The 16,649-nt window shown below is 64.0% G+C and carries 12 protein-coding genes; 10 read left to right on the plus strand and 2 right to left on the minus strand.

Annotated features, from left to right (window positions below; translation table 11 throughout):
• Positions 1-7: 7 nt before the first annotated feature.
• The 3 genes from GWK63_RS04795 (at position 8) to msrQ (ending at position 5,896) form a co-directional block, all read left to right on the plus strand.
• A complete protein-coding gene (locus GWK63_RS04795; protein ID WP_039999790.1) occupies positions 8-3,958 on the plus strand; it encodes a cellulose synthase subunit BcsC-related outer membrane protein in 3,951 nt (1,316 codons plus the stop codon).
• 361 nt (positions 3,959-4,319) lie between these two features.
• Complete coding sequence (msrP, locus tag GWK63_RS04800) at positions 4,320-5,264, plus strand: protein-methionine-sulfoxide reductase catalytic subunit MsrP (RefSeq protein WP_007399960.1); 945 nt, start codon at positions 4,320-4,322, stop codon at positions 5,262-5,264.
• 2 nt (positions 5,265-5,266) lie between these two features.
• Complete coding sequence (msrQ, locus tag GWK63_RS04805; protein WP_007399961.1) at positions 5,267-5,896, plus strand: protein-methionine-sulfoxide reductase heme-binding subunit MsrQ; 630 nt, start codon at positions 5,267-5,269, stop codon at positions 5,894-5,896.
• A gap of 202 nt (positions 5,897-6,098) precedes the next feature.
• Here the strand turns inward: msrQ and GWK63_RS04810 are convergent, their stop codons facing one another.
• Positions 6,099-7,049, minus strand: a complete 951-nt coding sequence (locus GWK63_RS04810; RefSeq protein ID WP_007399963.1) for a helix-turn-helix domain-containing protein — start codon at positions 7,047-7,049, stop codon at positions 6,099-6,101.
• A gap of 219 nt (positions 7,050-7,268) precedes the next feature.
• Between GWK63_RS04810 and GWK63_RS04815 the strand changes: the two genes are divergently transcribed.
• The 7 genes from GWK63_RS04815 to GWK63_RS04845 all read left to right on the plus strand — a co-directional run bounded on the left by GWK63_RS04815 (position 7,269) and on the right by GWK63_RS04845 (position 15,271).
• Positions 7,269-8,234, plus strand: a complete 966-nt coding sequence (locus GWK63_RS04815; RefSeq protein WP_007399965.1) for a thiamine pyrophosphate-dependent dehydrogenase E1 component subunit alpha — start codon at positions 7,269-7,271, stop codon at positions 8,232-8,234.
• A 32-nt stretch (positions 8,235-8,266) separates the two neighbouring features.
• The gene (locus tag GWK63_RS04820) at positions 8,267-9,295 is read left to right on the plus strand and encodes an alpha-ketoacid dehydrogenase subunit beta (protein ID WP_007399966.1); all 1,029 of its coding nucleotides are present in this window, start codon (positions 8,267-8,269) and stop codon (positions 9,293-9,295) included.
• A 1-nt stretch (position 9,296) separates the two neighbouring features.
• The gene (locus GWK63_RS04825) at positions 9,297-10,439 is read left to right on the plus strand and encodes an acetoin dehydrogenase dihydrolipoyllysine-residue acetyltransferase subunit (protein ID WP_007399967.1); all 1,143 of its coding nucleotides are present in this window, start codon (positions 9,297-9,299) and stop codon (positions 10,437-10,439) included.
• A gap of 403 nt (positions 10,440-10,842) precedes the next feature.
• The gene (gene xylB / locus GWK63_RS04830; RefSeq protein ID WP_039999791.1) at positions 10,843-12,312 is read left to right on the plus strand and encodes a xylulokinase; all 1,470 of its coding nucleotides are present in this window, start codon (positions 10,843-10,845) and stop codon (positions 12,310-12,312) included.
• Positions 12,313-12,425: 113 nt separating this feature from the next.
• Positions 12,426-13,556, plus strand: a complete 1,131-nt coding sequence (locus GWK63_RS04835) for an L-dopachrome tautomerase-related protein (RefSeq protein WP_007399970.1) — start codon at positions 12,426-12,428, stop codon at positions 13,554-13,556.
• A gap of 48 nt (positions 13,557-13,604) precedes the next feature.
• A complete protein-coding gene (locus GWK63_RS04840; protein WP_034930897.1) occupies positions 13,605-14,975 on the plus strand; it encodes a sugar porter family MFS transporter in 1,371 nt (456 codons plus the stop codon).
• Between the two features lie 137 nt (positions 14,976-15,112).
• A complete protein-coding gene (locus tag GWK63_RS04845) occupies positions 15,113-15,271 on the plus strand; it encodes a hypothetical protein (protein ID WP_157998293.1) in 159 nt (52 codons plus the stop codon).
• On the opposite strand, the gene GWK63_RS04850 is transcribed toward GWK63_RS04845, so the two are convergent.
• On the minus strand, positions 15,265-16,647 hold the full coding sequence (locus GWK63_RS04850; protein ID WP_007399973.1) for an FAD/NAD(P)-binding protein: 1,383 nt from the start codon (positions 16,645-16,647) through the stop codon (positions 15,265-15,267). The two genes, GWK63_RS04845 and GWK63_RS04850, sit on opposite strands and share 7 nt — an antisense overlap.
• Positions 16,648-16,649 lie beyond the last annotated feature (2 nt).

Here is a 16,649-nt window from a genome sequence, read left to right on the forward strand (position 1 = left end):
GAAATACATGACTCGACAATACTGTCCCGCCCGTGGGCGGCAGCCTGCCGTGGCATGGCGGAAGGCGCCTGCGGCGTGGGTCATGCGCCCCGCCGCCTGCCGGCCGTCATCGGCATGGCTGGCCGGGGGTGGATGGAAAATCATCTGTGGCATGGTTGCCGGTGTCATCATGGCTGGGGAGATCGCGCAGGCGGAACCCGCCTGGACGGCAGGACCGGACAGCGCGGCGTCCCCCGCCGGTGGCAGCACCCAGATTACCGTGACCCCCGATGCAGGCCAGAACGCGGCCAACGCGCATCTGGCGCATGCCGCGGCCGTGCTGGAACTGCTGCTGAACCAGGGATATTACTGGCTGGGGCAGCACAACCTGCCCAAGGCACGCGAGACGATCCAGCGTGCGTTGTCCATCGAGCCGGATAATAACGAGGCCCTTTTCCTGCTGGGTCGCCTGCAGATGGCGGAAGGCCAGACGAAGCTTGCCGCCGCCACACTGGGCAGGCTGATCCAGAACGGGAATGCACCGGGTCTGGTGGCTGATCTCAGGGCCCAGATCCATGCCGGTCCGATAGACCCCAGGGGGCTGGCGGAAGCCCGCGCCCTTGCGGCCGAGGGCAAGATGATGCCCGCGATGTTCAAATACCGCGCCCTGTTCAAGAACGGTGACCCGCCGCCCGACCTGGCCATGGAATATTACCGCGTTCTGGGGGCCACCACCCTTGGCTATCAGGAAGCCGCCACCAGGCTTGCCGCCTGGGTGGCGCGCAACCCGCGTGACCTGGACGCAAAACTTTCGCTGGACCGGATCCTGACCTATCATGTCACCTCGCGTGACGAGGGGCTGGAGGGCCTGCGCCAGCTTGCCCGTTCCAATGCTTCCGCCGCGATACGTGACGGGGCCATTGCCGCCTGGCGTGACGCCCTGCTGTGGGAACCGGTCACGGGGCCCACCATCGCACTGTATAACGAGTGGCTTGACCTGCATCCGGGGGATGCGGAAATCATTGACCGCCGGCACAAGGCGCAGGATGCGCAGAATATCATTGATGGCGCGAATTACCGCCAGCAGGGTTTCGTGCTGCTGTCGCGCAGGAATATCGAAGGGGCCGCCGACCTGTTCCATCGCGCCCTGGCCATCAACGCCCATGACGCGGACTCGCTTGGCGGCATGGCGCTTGTGGCGCAGGCCCGCCAGCAGCCCGCCCTGGCACGGCACTATTTCCAGCAGGCCATACAGGCGGACCCGGATTCCGCAGCCCACTGGCGCGCGGCCCTGAAGGCGATGGAGGCAGGCGGTGGAGGCGGGATGGACCCGCTGGTGGCACGGATCATACAGGCCATCAATTCCGGACATTATGATGCGGCACAGTCTGACCTGGCGCTGCTGGGCCGCCGGGGCAACACGATCACGCTGCAGGCGCTGCAGGGCATGCTGGCGCGCAGGCAGGGCCATATGGAGGAAGCCGAGCGCCTGTATCGTGAGATCCTGCGCCGCGCGCCGGGCAATGCCGATGCGCTGTTCAATCTGGGCGGGATCCTGATCGAAACCGGACGCGAGGCCGAAGCGCAGGACATCATCGCGCGTCTTGCGCACATCCGTCCCGACCTTGCGCGGCATCTGGAAGTGGCCGGGCTTTCAGCCCGGTCGGACCGGACACGCAATAATGACGAAAAACTTTCATTGCTGAACCGGGCCATGGCCATGGCCCCCACGGACCCGTGGATACGGCTCAAGCTGGCGCGCGCGCTGGATGAAGCGGGCAACCATGCGCAGGCCCAGGCCATCATGGATGGCGTGACCAGTGGCCGCGCCGTCACCCCCGATGACCTGCAGGCCGCGATCCTCTATGCAATGGGCCGCCATGACATGGCCAGGGCGGAACAGCTTCTGGCGCGGCTGCCCCCCGGTATCGAAAGCCCCGGCATGGCCCGCGTGGCCGAGCAGATCGAACTGGTCCGGCGTATACAGGAACTCAACCGCGTGCCGCGTGCGCCCAACGCACTCCTTGTGGCGCTGGCCGACCGGCCTGACCCCACGGGTGAACGTGGCATGCGTATCGCCAACGCGCTGCTTGACCGCCATGCCCCACAGGATGCCCAGCAGGTACTGGCAACGGAAGAACGTCTGACCCAGCCGCCCCAGCCATCCCAGCTCCTTGCCTATGCGGGTGTGTACCTGCGGCTGCATTCCGCTGTTGATGCAACGCGATGCCTCAATGCCTTTGATGCGATGGCCCGGGCCCGGCCCACCGACATCACGGCGGACCAGCAGGAGATACGCAACCAGATCGCCATTGGCCTTGCCATCATGACGGCGGACGGGTTCAACCGTTATGGCCAGACGGCGCGGGCGTACCAGGTACTGGCGCCGGTGCTGCAGGCACATCCGGATTCCGCCGAGGCGCATCTGGCCATGGGGCGCGTCTACCAGACCCGCAACATGGCCCGTCGCGCACTGGAAGAGGACCAGATCGCCCTGCGCCTGAAACCGCACAACATATACGCCCTTGCCGCCGCCGCGCGTGACGCGGGGGGACTGCACCAGATGGCAGAGGCAAAAGACTATTCCACCCGGCTGGCACATGAAGACCCCGATGGCCCGATGAGCTGGGAAGTCCGTTCCGATATCGAACGGATAGAGGGCAACACACGCGCGCAGCTGGTGGATGTGGAGCATGCGCGCCACGCGCAGTGCACGCTTGATGGTGAAGGGACATGCGACGGGCAGCATGAAAGCTTCCTACCGGACTATCGCTGGCCTGAGATCGACAGCAACTACATCAACCTGCATGGCGCGACCCTGCCTGCAACCTATCACTACATTCCCGAAGATGACGGGCCGGAGGCAATGGACCGCCAGATCGTCTATCTGCGGGATTCCGTATCGCCCCAGATCGATGCCAATTCCTACGTGCGCAGCCGCACGGGCACCGCGGGGCTGGGGCAGCTGACGGAATTCGCCGTGCCGATTACGGGCACGCTACCGTTTGAATCCTGGGAGCACAGGCTGTCCTTCTCGATCGTGCCCACGCTCCTGTTCACCGGCAATCCGCTTGCCAATCCCTATTCGGCGCATGAATTCGGTACCTATGCCATCAATGGGGCGCTGCCCGGCTCATCCCACCATTATTACACGCAGGGCGTGGGGCTGAGCCTGAATTACGTCAATCACTGGTTCTCGGCGGATGTGGGGTCGTCGCCACTGGGCTTTCCCATTACCAATGTGGTGGGCGGGGTTGAATTCGCGCCACGCCTGACCCGCAACCTCGGCCTGCGCATAAGTGGTGGCCGCCGCATGGTGACGGATAGCGAACTGTCCTATGCCGGGATGCGCGATCCGGGCACCGGCAGGCTATGGGGCGGTGTGACACGCATGTTCGGCCATGGCGCGCTTGAATGGTCGGAGCCGACATGGAACCTGTACGCGGGCGGTGGTTTTGCCTATCTGGGTGGCACCCATGTCGTTGACAATACCGAAGTGGAGGCCGGCGCGGGTGGCAGTGCCACGGTATGGCAGTCGCATGACAGGCAGTGGCTGCGGGTCGGGCTTGACCTGATGTATTTCGGCTACAAGCGCGATACCTATTCCTTTACATGGGGGCAGGGGGGATACTTCTCGCCGCAGCAGTATTACGGCGCCATGATACCGGTCGAATGGTCGGGACATGACCGGCGGTGGACATGGTTCCTGCGTGGTGAAGCGGGTTTCCAGCACTATCACAGCAATGGCGCGCCTTATTACCCGACGGATTCCGCCCTGCAGGCGCTTTCTGTGGCGCACCAGCCCGATTATTATGGTGATGAGGGGGAAAGCGGCCTTGCGGGGAACATACGTGGCCGTGTTGTCTATCAGTTCACCCACCGCCTGCGTCTGGGCATGGAAGGTGGTTACAGCCGGGCAGGAAACTGGTCGGAAACCAGCGGCATGTGGATGGCACACTATACTTTTGATGGCCAGTAATGCCGTAGCCATGCGCCGGGCCGCGCCCTGTCCATGACAATGACAGCGCGGCGCGGCATGGGCGGTCATGGATTGTCGGCAGGCTGAAAAAAGGCGGCCTGCCGCGTCGCCCATTCATGACGGTCCATGCAGGCCATGGATATTCAGTAAATGAAATGGTCCGGGTAATGATTTTTTTTAAATACGGCGTTTTGGGGAGTTTCCTGGCAGGACCTTCTTTCAGGATGCCGCCCGTTGCATGGGCAGGATTTTAAAACAGTCGATAGGGGAGAGAGGATGGCGTATGCTGCCCGCATGGCGGGGACAGGCCGGGCGTATGGCATCAGGGTCGAACCCCCGTAACCCGGGCAGGAGGCGCATCATGGCAGACCGGTCCTATCCCCGGCCTTCATCTGGCGAGATCACGCCACGTTCGGCATGGCTGTCGCGGCGCGCGCTGCTGGCCGGTGCGGCGGCGGGGGCGGCCACGCATCTTGTCTCGCGCGCGGGGGCACAGACATTGTCCGTACGGCCCGGCCCCTTTCAGGCCGCGGAACGGCCGACCCCGCTTCAGGATGTGACACATTATAATAATTTCTATGAATTTGGCCTCGACAAGGGAGATCCCGCCGCCCTTTCCGCCCGTTTTGCCGCGCGGCCATGGACGCTCTCGGTCGAGGGGCTGGTCGCCCGTCCGCGCGTATGGGATATCGACCAGCTGATTGCCGCGATGCCACTGGAAGAACGCCTGTACCGCATGCGCTGTGTCGAGGCATGGTCCATGGTCATTCCATGGGATGGTTTTCCGCTTGCCAGCCTGCTTGCACAGGCGGAACCGCTGGGCAGCGCGCGTTATGTCGCCTTTGAATCCGTCGTGCGGCCCGCGCAGATGCCCGGCCAGCGCAACGGGCTTGATTCACTGGCATGGCCCTATGTGGAGGGTCTGCGGCTGGATGAGGCCATGCATCCGCTGACCCTGCTGGCGGTGGGACTGTATGGGGAGATCCTGCCCAACCAGAATGGCGCGCCCGTCCGGCTGGTGGTGCCATGGAAATACGGGTTCAAGGGCATCAAGTCGATCACCCGTATCCGGCTGGTGGAAAGCCGGCCCCCTACAACGTGGAACCAGATGAACGCGCAGGAATACGGTTTCTTCGCCAACGTCAATCCCGAAGTCGATCATCCACGCTGGAGCCAGGCGTCGGAACGGATTATCGGCGCGGGCGGCTTCTTTGGTGGCGGGCGGAAGAAAACCCTCATGTTCAATGGTTATGGCGAACAGGTGGCCGGGCTGTATGGCGGCATGGACCTGCGGCGGAATTACTGAACGTGCCGTATCTGTCCGGTACGCCCCGCAACCGCCTGCTCGTACCGTGGTGGGGTGAGCGGGCGGCCCTGGCCCTGCTGGGCCTGCTGCCTGCCATCCTCTATTTCTGGTACGGCGCGCATGATGCGCTGGGGCCGGACCCGGTCAATGTGTTCGAACGCTGGCTGGGGCTGTGGGCGGTGCGCTTTCTGCTGGCGGGGCTGCTGGTTACGCCGCTGCGCGCGCTGACCGGCCTGAACCTGATACGCTACCGCCGCATGCTGGGGTTGCTGGCCTTCTGTTACGTGTGCCTGCATGTGGGCGTGTATGTGGGGCTGGACCAGCAGGGCAATATTGGCGTGCTGGTGCAGGATCTGACCCGGCGCCCGTTCCTCATGATCGGGTTTGCGGCCTTCATGCTGATGGTGCCGCTGGCGATCACGTCCACTGACGGGGCCATGCGCAGGCTGGGCAGGCGGTGGGGCAGGCTGCACCGGCTGGTCTATGGGGTGGCCCTGCTGGTGGCCGTGCATTTCCTTATGGCATTCAAGACCTATAACGTCACCAGCGTGACCTATGCCGGCCTGCTCATGGCCATGGTCGTGTGGCGGTGCCAGGCTGCGTGGCGCAGGTGGCGACGACGGGCGGCATAATGCGGTCGCGTGCGCCAGATCATCCGTTATGCCCGGTGGCTGGCCGGAAAGCCTGCCGTTAAAAACCAACACAGTTTTTTTTGGGGAAGCATTTTTCAGAAGCTTCGAAGAACGCTGCCTTATTGAACAGGGGCAGTATCCGGAAACTGTTATTTAAAACAATCTCCAGACCATACCACCGGCAGGGAGCCGTATTGCCGTCTCAGGCGGGAGGGCTTTCCAGATTACGCAACCTGCGGTGCAGGGTCGAGCGGCTGACGCCCAGCATGCGGGCCGCCACCGCCACCTTGCCGCGCGCACTGGCCAGCGCGGTCTGGATGGCCACTGTCTGGGCTTCACGCAGGGGGGCGCCGGGGCGCGGTGCCGTCGTGTCATCCAGCAGGCACAGATTGACATCCTGTGCCGGGGCAATGCCCATCTGCATGCGCGCGGCAAAGGTGGCGCCTACCACATGCCGCTCCCGGTCCAGGGCCACCATGGGCACGGACGACCCCATCGCCGCCCCCAGCAGCATGATGGCGTGGCCACGGTAGCGATCCATGAAGCAGGTCCGCTCGATCTGGCGCGCTGCCTGCAGCAGGGCCGATGCCAGCAGCGCGCCCATCGTACCCTCTGGCGTGGGACGGAACGAACTGGCGTTTAGGCAGGCCGCCATGCGGCCCGTCGCGTCATAGACCGGGGTGGCCACCCCCGCCAGCCCATGCAGCCCGCTGCGCCAGTGCTGGTTGCGGTGCACGCTTACGCTGCGCTGTTCAGCCAGGCAGGTGCCTATGCCGTTGGTGCCCGCATCGCGTTCGTGCCATACGGCGCCGGGCCAGAAATGCCACCGTCGGCAGCCGCGCCGGATGGGGGGGGCTGTGCGGTGGTCCAGTACCACGCCCCCGATATCGGCCAGCATGACCGTATAGCCCACCGGTTCCAGTGCCGCGTGCAGCAGATCCAGTTCCGGCGCCGCGAAATGCATGACACGCCCGGCGCGCTGGCAGGACTGGCGCAGTTCGGCGCCCGACAGCACGCAGGGCAGCGCCGGGGTGGCGGGGTCCAGCCCGTATTCATGCTGGCAGCGCCGCCATGAACCTTCCAGCCCGGTCCCGGCCGAGGGGATGGCGGCAATGGGTGGTGCGGAAAACAGGAAACGGGCGCCATGCAGCATGCTGTTCCTACAGGTTTTGAAAAAGAGGGGACGATAGCAGCTAAAGGACCTGCCCCGTGTCGCGGTTTCGCGACACTTCGTACCGTCCCTGTCACATGGCCGTGAAACCTGTCCACCGCGTTGTTGCCGGCAGGCAGGCAAAGCGTGTGTGCTGCCCCCAGCCCGCCGCATGCCCATGCGCATGAGGGGCGGAGGCAGTAAAGAACAGGGGAAACACCCATGCAAATAGCGCGTGAAACGCTGCTGCGCTCGTATCGGGCCATGCGTACCATCCGCATGTTTGAAGAGCGCCTGCATGTCGAATTCGCAACCGGCGAGATACCGGGCTTCGTGCATCTGTACTGCGGCGAGGAAGCCTCGGCCGTGGGCGTATGCGCCAACCTGACGGATAACGACACCATCGCCAGCACCCATCGTGGCCACGGCCACTGCATTGCCAAGGGCGTGGGCGTTGCCGGCATGATGGCCGAAATCTATGGCCGCAGCACCGGCGTGTGCCGTGGCAAGGGCGGGTCGATGCATATTGCCGACCTGAGCTGCGGCATGCTGGGGGCCAACGGCATTGTGGGCGGCGGCCCGCCGCTGATCTGTGGGGCGGCCCTGTCGCACAAGACGCTGGGCGATGGCGCGGTGGCGGTTGCCTTCTATGGCGATGGCGCGTCCAACGAAGGCACCACGCTGGAAAGCCTGAACCTTGCCAGCGTGTGGCAACTGCCTGCCGTGTTCGTGGTGGAGGATAATGGCTATGGCGAGGCCACGGCCGCATCCTATGCCTGTGCGGGCACCCAGCGCGCGCGGGCGGCGGCCTTTGGCATGCCGTATATCGAATGTGACGGCTCGGACTACTTTGCCGTGCACCAGGCGGCGGGGGAGGCGATAGCCCATGCGCGCGGCGGCAACGGCCCGGCCATGCTGCATGTGCACCTGACGCGCTGGTACGGCCATTTTGAAGGCGATGCCATGACATACCGTGCCCCCAACGAGGTGGCCGAGGCCCGGCGTGACCATGACTGCCTCAGGCTTTTCCGTGAGCGGGTAACCCAGGCGGGCCTGTTTGAAGGCAGCGCGCTGGATGAAGTGGACGCCGCCGTGGCGGATGAAATCGAGTCCGCCGTGCTGCGCGCCAAGGACGACCCGCTGCCCCAGGCGCCCGATCTCATGGCCGACGTCTACGTCCGTTACTGAGCCGGTCCCCTACAGCAGGAAGGAAATGTACAATGAGCAAGAAAAGCTTTCGGCAGGCGATCAATGAAGCCCTGCGGCAGGAAATGCGGCGTGACCCGACCGTCATCCTGATGGGGGAGGACGTGGCCGGGGGCCGTGGCGGCTCCGCTGGTGTTACGGATGCATGGGGCGGTGTGCTGGGTGTGACCAAGGGACTGTATGAAGAGTTTGGTGCCACCCGCGTGCTGGATACCCCGATTACCGAAGCCTCCTATATCGGGGCTGCCGCCGGTGCGGCCGTTACCGGCCTGCGCCCGGTGGCGGAACTGATGTTCGTGGATTTTGTCGGCTGCTGCCTTGACCAGATCATGAATCAGGCAGCCAAGTTCCGCTACATGTTTGGCGGCAAGGCACGCACGCCGCTGGTCATCCGCGCCATGTATGGCGCGGGCTTCAACGCCGCCGCCCAGCACAGCCAGGCGCTGTACCCGCTGTTTACCCACATACCGGGGCTGAAGGTCGTCATCCCGTCTTCCCCCTATGAGGCGAAGGGCCTGTTGATCTCGGCCATACGGGATGACGATCCGGTCATCTTCCTCGAAAACAAGGTGATGTATGACGAGGAAGAGGAGGTGCCCGACGAGGCCTATACCATTCCCTTCGGTGAAGCCAACCTGACACGCGAAGGCGATGACGTGACCATCGTGGCGTTCGGCCGCATGGTGGGATTTGCCAACCAGGCCGCTGACCGGCTGGAAAAGAAGGGAATCAGCTGCACGGTCATCGACCCGCGGACCACATCCCCCCTTGACCGCGACACTATTCTGGAATGCGTGGCCGATACCGGGCGGCTGGTCATTGTGGATGAGTCCAGCCCGCGCTGCAACATGGCGACCGACATCGCGGCCCTGGTGGCGGAGGAAGCGTTCGACACCCTGCGCGCGCCCATCCGCCGCGTGGTGCCGCCGCACACGCCGGTCCCCTTCGCCACGGTGCTCGAGAGCCTGTACATGCCCAGTGTGGAGAAGATCGAGGCAGCCGTAACCGCCACCATGAACCATCGTGTAGTGGAGAAAGTCTGACATGGCACAGGACATCACCCCCATCACCATGCCCAAATTCGGCCTTGCCATGACGGAGGGCAAGATTGCCGGCTGGCTGGTCGAACCCGGTGCCAGCATTACGGCGGGCGAGGAACTGGTCGATATCGAGACCAGCAAGATCACCAACACGTTCGAAAGTCCGCTTGCGGGCACATTCCGCCGGCAGGTCGCGGCCAATGGCGAGATGCTGCCCGTGGGCGCGCTGATTGGCGTCGTGGCCGATGCGGCGGTGCCGGATGCGGACATTGATGCGTTCATTACCCGTTTCCAGGCCGAATTTGCCGAGAGTGCCGGTGATGGGGAAGGTGACGCGGCCGTTGATGAGCCGGTTACGGTTACGGTGGGGGAATACACCCTGCGCCTGCATGAACGGGGCGAGGGGGATGAGATACCGCTCGTGCTCATCCACGGTTTTGGCGGTGACCTGAAGAACTGGATGTTCAATCACGCAGCCCTTGCCCAGGGGCGGCGCGTCATTGCCTTTGACCTGCCGGGGCATGGTGGTTCCTCGAAGGATGTGGGGCCGGGCACGCTGGAATTCTTTGCTGGTGTAACCATACGGTTACTTGATCACCTTGACCTGCCGCGCGTGCATGTCATGGGGCATTCGCTGGGTGGCGGCATTGCGCTGACACTTGCGCGCATGGCCCCGCAGCGGGTGGCATCCCTTGTGCTGGTTGCCCCGGCCGGGCTGGGCCGCCAGATCAACATGGACTTCATCAACGGCTTTATCGCGGCCGACCGGGTCCGTGCCCTGCAGGATGTGCTGAAATACCTGGTGCATGACAAATCGCTGATCGGGCGGCGCATGGCCGATGACGTGCTGCGCTACAAACGGCTGGACGGGGCGGAGGCGGCATTGCGCACGATCGCGGCCGCCTGCTTCCCCGCGGGCCAGCAGGGTGATGACCTGCGCCCCGACATCCAGGCGGCCGACATGCCGGTCACCCTGATCTGGGGGCAGGCGGATGAAGTGCTGCCCGCAACACAGGCCGAGGGCCTGCCCGCCGCCATTACCCGCCATATGCTGGCGGACATAGGGCACATGCCCCAGCTTGAAAGTGCCACGGCCGTCAATACGATTGTTGAGGAGTTCATAAAAACGAAGGTCGCCACGTCCTGAAAACCGCTCAAAATAATCCTTGATAAACATAAAAGCTTCTGGGCGCCGTCTTTTCAGGAAGGTGGCGTTCTTCGAGGCTTTAAAAACAAGCCTTGTCAGAAGCTTCTTTAAGATTTGTGGCATGTCGTCAATGCAGGCGTCAAAGGCGCATGGAGGGGAAAGGCCGGTCAGGCTTTTCCCTTTTTTCATTTAAAGGGAAACCGTTTTCAGTAAGTAATATTTCAACTGTTCCCGACCTTACTGTCCCGTGCCCGGGCATCATGCCTGCCGGGGGGTGGTCACCAGAAGGTGTGCAGCCCGTACTTGCGCTGTTGCGGGCAGTATGCATTCACTTGCAGCACACGAACGCGGCAAAGCAAGAAGGCCGGACCGGTACGCCGGTCCCGGCACGGGAATAATAATAATGTTTGTCGGGATTGATCTGGGCACTTCGGGCCTGAAGGCCGTTCTGGTTGATGGGGCGCAGCGCGTCCTTGCCAGTCACACGCATCCCCTGCATGTCACATCCCCCCATGCGGGATGGAACGAGCAGGCACCGGGGGACTGGTGGGTCGCCCTTCTGGCCGCCATGGACGTGCTGGCCGCCCGCCATCCGCGTGAAATGGCGGTGGTCAGGGGCATTGGCCTGTCGGGCCAGCAGCATGGTGCCGTGCTGCTGGGGGAAGACGGGGGCGTGCTGCGTCCATGCATCTTGTGGAACGATACCCGCGCCACAGCGCAATGTGGGGAATTCGAGCGTCGCTTCCCCGAATTCCGGCAGGTATGCGGCAACATGGCCATGCCAGGCTTTACCGCGCCCAAGCTGATATGGGTGGCGGAACATGAGCCGGATGTATTTCGTGCCACCCGTCATGTCCTGCTGCCCAAGGCATGGCTGCGTTATCGCATGACTGGCGAGATGATCGAGGACATGTCCGACGCATCGGGTTCCCTGTGGCTGGATGTGGGCAGGCGCTGCTGGTCCGATGGCGCGCTGGCCGCCTGCGGGCTGGAGACGCGCGCCATGCCCGCTCTGGTGGAAGGCACGGCGCGGGCAGGTGCGCTGGATGCCGGTCTGGCGCGTCGGTGGGGGATGAAGGTACGCCCGGTACTGGCGGGGGGCGCGGGCGATAATGCGGCGGGCGCGGTGGGGCTGGGGGCGGTGACGCCGGGTTCATCCTTTCTCTCGCTGGGTACGTCCGGCGTGCTGTGGCTTACGACAGAGCGCTTCAGGCCCCACCCGCAGGGTGGCATCCATGCCTTCTGCCATGCGGTGCCCGACAGGTGGCACCAGATGGGGGTCACGCTGTCGGCGGCGGCATCGCTGGCATGGTGGGCGCGCACGACCGGCATGACGGAGGCGGCCCTGCTGGCGGAACTGCCCGATCCTGTCACGCAACCTTCCCCTGTCATTTTCCTGCCGTACCTGTCGGGTGAACGCACGCCGCATAACGACGGGCGCATCCGGGGTGTCTTTGCCGGCCTGTCGCAGGGCACGACGCGGGCACAGATGACGCAGGCGGTGCTGGAAGGGGTGGCGTTCTCCTTTCGTGACGTGGTGGACGTGCTGGCGGCGGCGGGGTCCGTGGTGCGGGAAGCGGATGTGATCGGGGGCGGTTCGAACAGCCGTGTCTGGGTGTCCATCCTGGCCAACGTGACCGGGCTGTCGCTGCACCGCCTGGCGCATGGGGCGCAGGGCGGTGCCTTTGGCGCGGCCCGCCTGGCCCGCCTTGCCGTAACGGGGGAGGAGGTAGAGAGCGTATGCCTGCCGCTAAAGCGCGAGGAGACGCTGGTGCCCGACCCGCAGGTCAGCCCGGCCTATGCCGCCCCGCTGGCCCGTTATCGTGCGCTCTATCCGGCCGTGCGCAGCGCCATGGACACGCTACCTGCCTGACAATGGCCACCCTGCCACGCGCCCGCATTCCTGACCGGGACAAAAGACTGGTATAGCCAGAGGGTCGTTCATCCCGCCCGGCTGGGCAAGAATACGGAAATGGATCAACCAGTATGAAAACAGGCCTGCTTTCCACGATTTTGCACCGCCGCGCGGGCGCGGCCCTGCTTCTGTCGCTTCTGGCGCCGGTTGCGGCCCGTGCGGCAGACAGCGTTGACCACGGGGCGGCCGCCACCGGAAATGTCAGCGTTGTCGCGCGCTTTGCCGACATGCAGCCCTCCGGCATCGCGGCCCTGCCCGATGGGCGGGTGGTGCTGGCCTTTCCGCGCAGTGCGGCCGACCACAAGGGGCCTCGCCTTGGCCTGCTGCGTGACGGCAGGGTTACCCCTTTTCCCGACGCGGCGACACAGGCCCGCCTGATCTCCCCCCTTGGCATGACGGTGGATGCATCGGGGCGGCTGTGGATTGTCGATGAAGGCACGGTTGCGGGCCAGAAAACCCCGCCTACCCCGGCCCTGATCGGCATGGATGGGCATACGGGCCAGATCATTGCGGATATCCCGCTGGACAAGGGTGCCACACTGCCTGACAGCCACGTCAATGACGTGCGCGTGGACATGACGCATGGGGCGCAGGGCACGGCCTATGTCAGCGATACCTCGCTTATGGACCATCCCGCGATCATCGTGGTGGATATTGCCACCGGGCAGGCGCGCCGTGTGCTGGAAAACGCCCCTTCCACCCGTGCCGAGCCGGGTTTCGCCATGGAACTGGATGGACGGATGCTGCGCTATGACATGGCGCATCCGGCCATGGGACAGGGGGGAATCGATGGCCTGACACTCAGCACGGATTCCAGCAGGCTTTACTGGCAGCCCCTGTCCAGCCGCAGGTTGTACAGTGCCCCCACCGCGCTGCTGGCCAATCCCGCCACCAAGCCTGCCCAACTGGAGCAGTCGGTGCGTGATGAAGGCGAGGACGCCGTGGTGGACGGCATGGCCACCGGGCCGGACAACACGCTGTACCTGACCGATATCGAGCGCCATGCCGTGCTGCGCCGCACGGCGGACGGACATCTGGATGTGCTGGCCCATGACCCGCGCCTGATCGCGCCCGACGGGCTGGCGCTGAAGGACGGCGCGTTATGGCTGACCGTGGGCCAGTGGGGGCGACTGCCCGTTTTCCACGACGGGAAGGACATGGAGGAGCGCCCGTGGCTCGTGGTGCGCATTCCCCTTAAATAAACCCGGCCGGCACCCGTCCGGACCGGCAAGCTGAAAGAACGCATGATAATGGCGCATGACAGGCAGATGGCTTCCCCCGGTTCCGGTATTGTCAACCTGATTGCCGGGGTGGCGGCAACGGGCGGGCTGCTGTTCGGGTACGATACCGGCATCATATCCGCGGCCCTGCTGCAGATAACACCCGACTTCGCACTGGATACGCTGGGCCAGCAGGTCGTGACATCGGCCATTGTGGCGGGTGCGCTGGGGGGCTGCCTTATGGCGGCGCCGCTGTCGGACCGGCTGGGACGGCGCTACATGATTATGTTCGCGGCCCTGGTCTTTATTGTCGGCACGCTGGTGGCATCCCTGGCGCCGGGGGTGGTGCTGCTGGTCTGCGCGCGGTTCATACTGGGGCTTGCGGTTGGCATGTGCTCGCAGATCGTGCCGGTCTATATTGCCGAGATCGCCCCGCGGGAAAAACGCGGGCAGATGGTCGTGCTGTTCCAGCTTGCGGTCGTGTCCGGCATCCTGGTGTCCTTCATTGCGGGGTATCTGTGCCGCAACCAGTCATGGCGGCTCATGTTCGGGCTGGGGATCATACCGGCGGTCATTCTGTTCGGTGGCATGTCGGTGCTGCCGCGCAGCCCGCGCTGGCTGGCCATGAAGGGCAATCTTGAAGGCGCGTTCGAAGTCCTGCAGCGCCTGCGGCGTGACCCGCAGGCCGCGCGCACGGAACTGGACGCCATCGTCGCCATGCATGATGAGCAGGCGCCATGGTCGGCCCTGCTGCAGCCCTGGGTGCGGCCCGCGGTCGTGGCTTCGGTGGGGGTGGCGCTGTTCTGCCAGATCACGGGCATCAATGCGGTGCTGTATTATGCCCCCACCATTTTCGCGGGTGTGGGATTTGGACAGAGTTCCGCCCTGCTCACCTCCATCGCCATTGGGGTGGCCATGGTCCTGTCTACCGCATTTGGCAGCTGGGCGGTGGATGCGTGGGGGCGGCGGCGGCTGCTGTTGCGGCTCATACCCGGTGCGGTCGTATCGCTTATGGTGCTGGCCACGATGTTTGGCATCGGCTCGACACAGGGTATCAACACCTGGATCACGGCGGCAGCCGTGGTGTGTTACGCCATATTCAACGTGGGCAGCCTGTCTGTGGCCATATGGCTTGTGGGGGCGGAGGTCTATCCCCTGTCATGCCGCAGCAAGGGCATGAGTCTGGTAGCCGCCACGCACTGGGTGGCCGATTTGCTGATTTCGCTGACCACCCTGTCCCTGGTACAGGCGCTGGGGGCGGCGGGTACGTTCTGGATGTATGCGGGGATCAACCTGCTGGCGTTCGTGTTTGTCTGGCGTTGTGTGCCTGAAACGCGTGGACGCTCGCTGGAGGATATCGAGACGGCGCTGAAAGATGGCACCTTCAACCAGTTGACCTGAGTGCACGGCATTATTTCGGGACAGGAAACAATAAAGCTTTTTAAGCGCTGCCTGTTTTTCAGATAGGCAGCGTTCTTCTACAAGACTGTCTGATCAGTCAGCTCATGATAGCGCTTTGGGATTGAAGAAAGTTTTTGGTGAAGCTTTTTGCAAAAGCTTCGACAGAACGCCGCCTTTTAAAAAAGGCGACACCTAAAGACTTCTATATGATTGATGGATTTTTCCATAAGCAGGCCGCCCTGCGGGTGGCAGGGCGGCCTGTGGGCAGGAGGAAACGTACCAGCCGGGATCAGTGATGGATACTGTGATGCGCGTCGATTACGGAAGCATGGGCCATTGGGATACGGGGCAGGGGGGCTTCTTCAGGCAGTAGCTGGTACAGGATTTTCTCGCCAATGGCATTCTGCCACAACCACAGGCTGTTGACCTGTCCGTTAAAGCTGCTTTCCCCACCCATGGTGGCGGACGCGCTGTAGCCCGAAGCCAGCCCCAGGCCGAACAGCCCCGGAATTTCGTGGCCGGACCCATCCATTATGCCGCAGTCCGGTCCGGTCAGGCTGCCATCGGGATGGTCCGTGGCCAGCGCCATGGGATGGTTGTCACGGTCCATGATGGCCACGCGCCGGGGGCGGTAGCCAAGACAGGCGACAAGGGCATCCGCACTGTCCAGCGTGGCCTGCACCGCGCTGTCATTATGTCCTGTCATCTGCATCGTGTGCAGCCGGGGTTCGGGGGCGGCGTTGGCAATGCCCATCAGCTGCATGGCCAGATTGCGCGAATCATAGCGCAGCCCCCCGAAGCGGTACACAAAATGGCTGATCGGACAGATATCGGCCGCGCCGAAATCGGTATAGCCATCGGCAAGGGCCTCTTCTGCCGTCCGGTAGAACAGTTTCAGGCGGGACCTGTGCAGCAGCGTCAGGTTGCCCGGCACGATCCGGTTCCCCATATCCCGCAGGATGACCCGGGCAACGGACAGCGCGCTGCTGGCACCGCCGATTATGGCGATCTTCGGCTTTTCGCTTCCGGCCACCAGCGTGCGCAGCCGGCTGATGCCATCAGGGGCAAGCAGGTCATCGGACTGCATGAGCCTGCCGCTGTAACGCGGCAGCAGCGCGGCCCCTCCCACCTGTTCATCATGCAGGCGGCATTCGGGCTGTATGGCACCCAGTGCCAGAACAACCTTTGCCGCCCTGACATGCTGTGCCCGGGCCCCATCGGCCGAGACAAGATGGGCGGCCCATTCCCCCCTGTCGTCCTGACGCAGGCTTGCCAGCCGCCAGCCTGTCAGAAGCCGGGAGGCCGGATGGTTCCGGATCAGTCCGGTCAGGACATGCCCCACCAGATCCAGATAATCCGCCACCACCCGCAGGGGCAGGGTGTCCTTGCCATGGGCCTGGATCATCTCCACCAGCGGGTGGGTGCGCAGTCGGGCCAGTTCGGGTACCGGATTGTCGGTCAGGGCATCGACAAAGGTTTCCGCCGCGCTGTCGGAATTGATGACATAGCGCCCCAGCATGCCGGAACCAATGGTGTGGCCCTGTTCAACCAGGGTAATGCCTTCATCCAGCAGGCGGGACAGTTCGCCCATGCGGGAGGCTGCAAGCAGCAGGGCAATCCCCGCCGGACCACCACCGGCGATCAGGACGGGTGTCAGGGGATAGGATGGCATGG

Source organism: Komagataeibacter rhaeticus (genome assembly GCF_011611525.1).
Classification (GTDB): domain Bacteria; phylum Pseudomonadota; class Alphaproteobacteria; order Acetobacterales; family Acetobacteraceae; genus Komagataeibacter; species Komagataeibacter rhaeticus.

Bases quoted from the DNA above. Each gene is read 5' to 3' on its own strand.
- GWK63_RS04840 (WP_034930897.1), top strand. From the start codon at position 13,605: ATGGCGCATGACAGGCAGATGGCTTCCCCCGGTTCCGGTATTGTCAAC.
- GWK63_RS04825 (WP_007399967.1), top strand. From the start codon at position 9,297: ATGGCACAGGACATCACCCCCATCACCATGCCCAAATTCGGCCTTGCC.
- GWK63_RS04850 (WP_007399973.1), bottom strand. From the start codon at position 16,647: ATGCCATCCTATCCCCTGACACCCGTCCTGATCGCCGGTGGTGGTCCG.
- GWK63_RS04795 (WP_039999790.1), top strand. From the start codon at position 8: ATGACTCGACAATACTGTCCCGCCCGTGGGCGGCAGCCTGCCGTGGCA.
- msrP (WP_007399960.1), top strand. From the start codon at position 4,320: ATGGCAGACCGGTCCTATCCCCGGCCTTCATCTGGCGAGATCACGCCA.
- xylB (WP_039999791.1), top strand. From the start codon at position 10,843: ATGTTTGTCGGGATTGATCTGGGCACTTCGGGCCTGAAGGCCGTTCTG.
- GWK63_RS04835 (WP_007399970.1), top strand. From the start codon at position 12,426: ATGAAAACAGGCCTGCTTTCCACGATTTTGCACCGCCGCGCGGGCGCG.
- GWK63_RS04820 (WP_007399966.1), top strand. From the start codon at position 8,267: ATGAGCAAGAAAAGCTTTCGGCAGGCGATCAATGAAGCCCTGCGGCAG.
- GWK63_RS04810 (WP_007399963.1), bottom strand. From the start codon at position 7,049: ATGCTGCATGGCGCCCGTTTCCTGTTTTCCGCACCACCCATTGCCGCC.
- GWK63_RS04815 (WP_007399965.1), top strand. From the start codon at position 7,269: ATGCAAATAGCGCGTGAAACGCTGCTGCGCTCGTATCGGGCCATGCGT.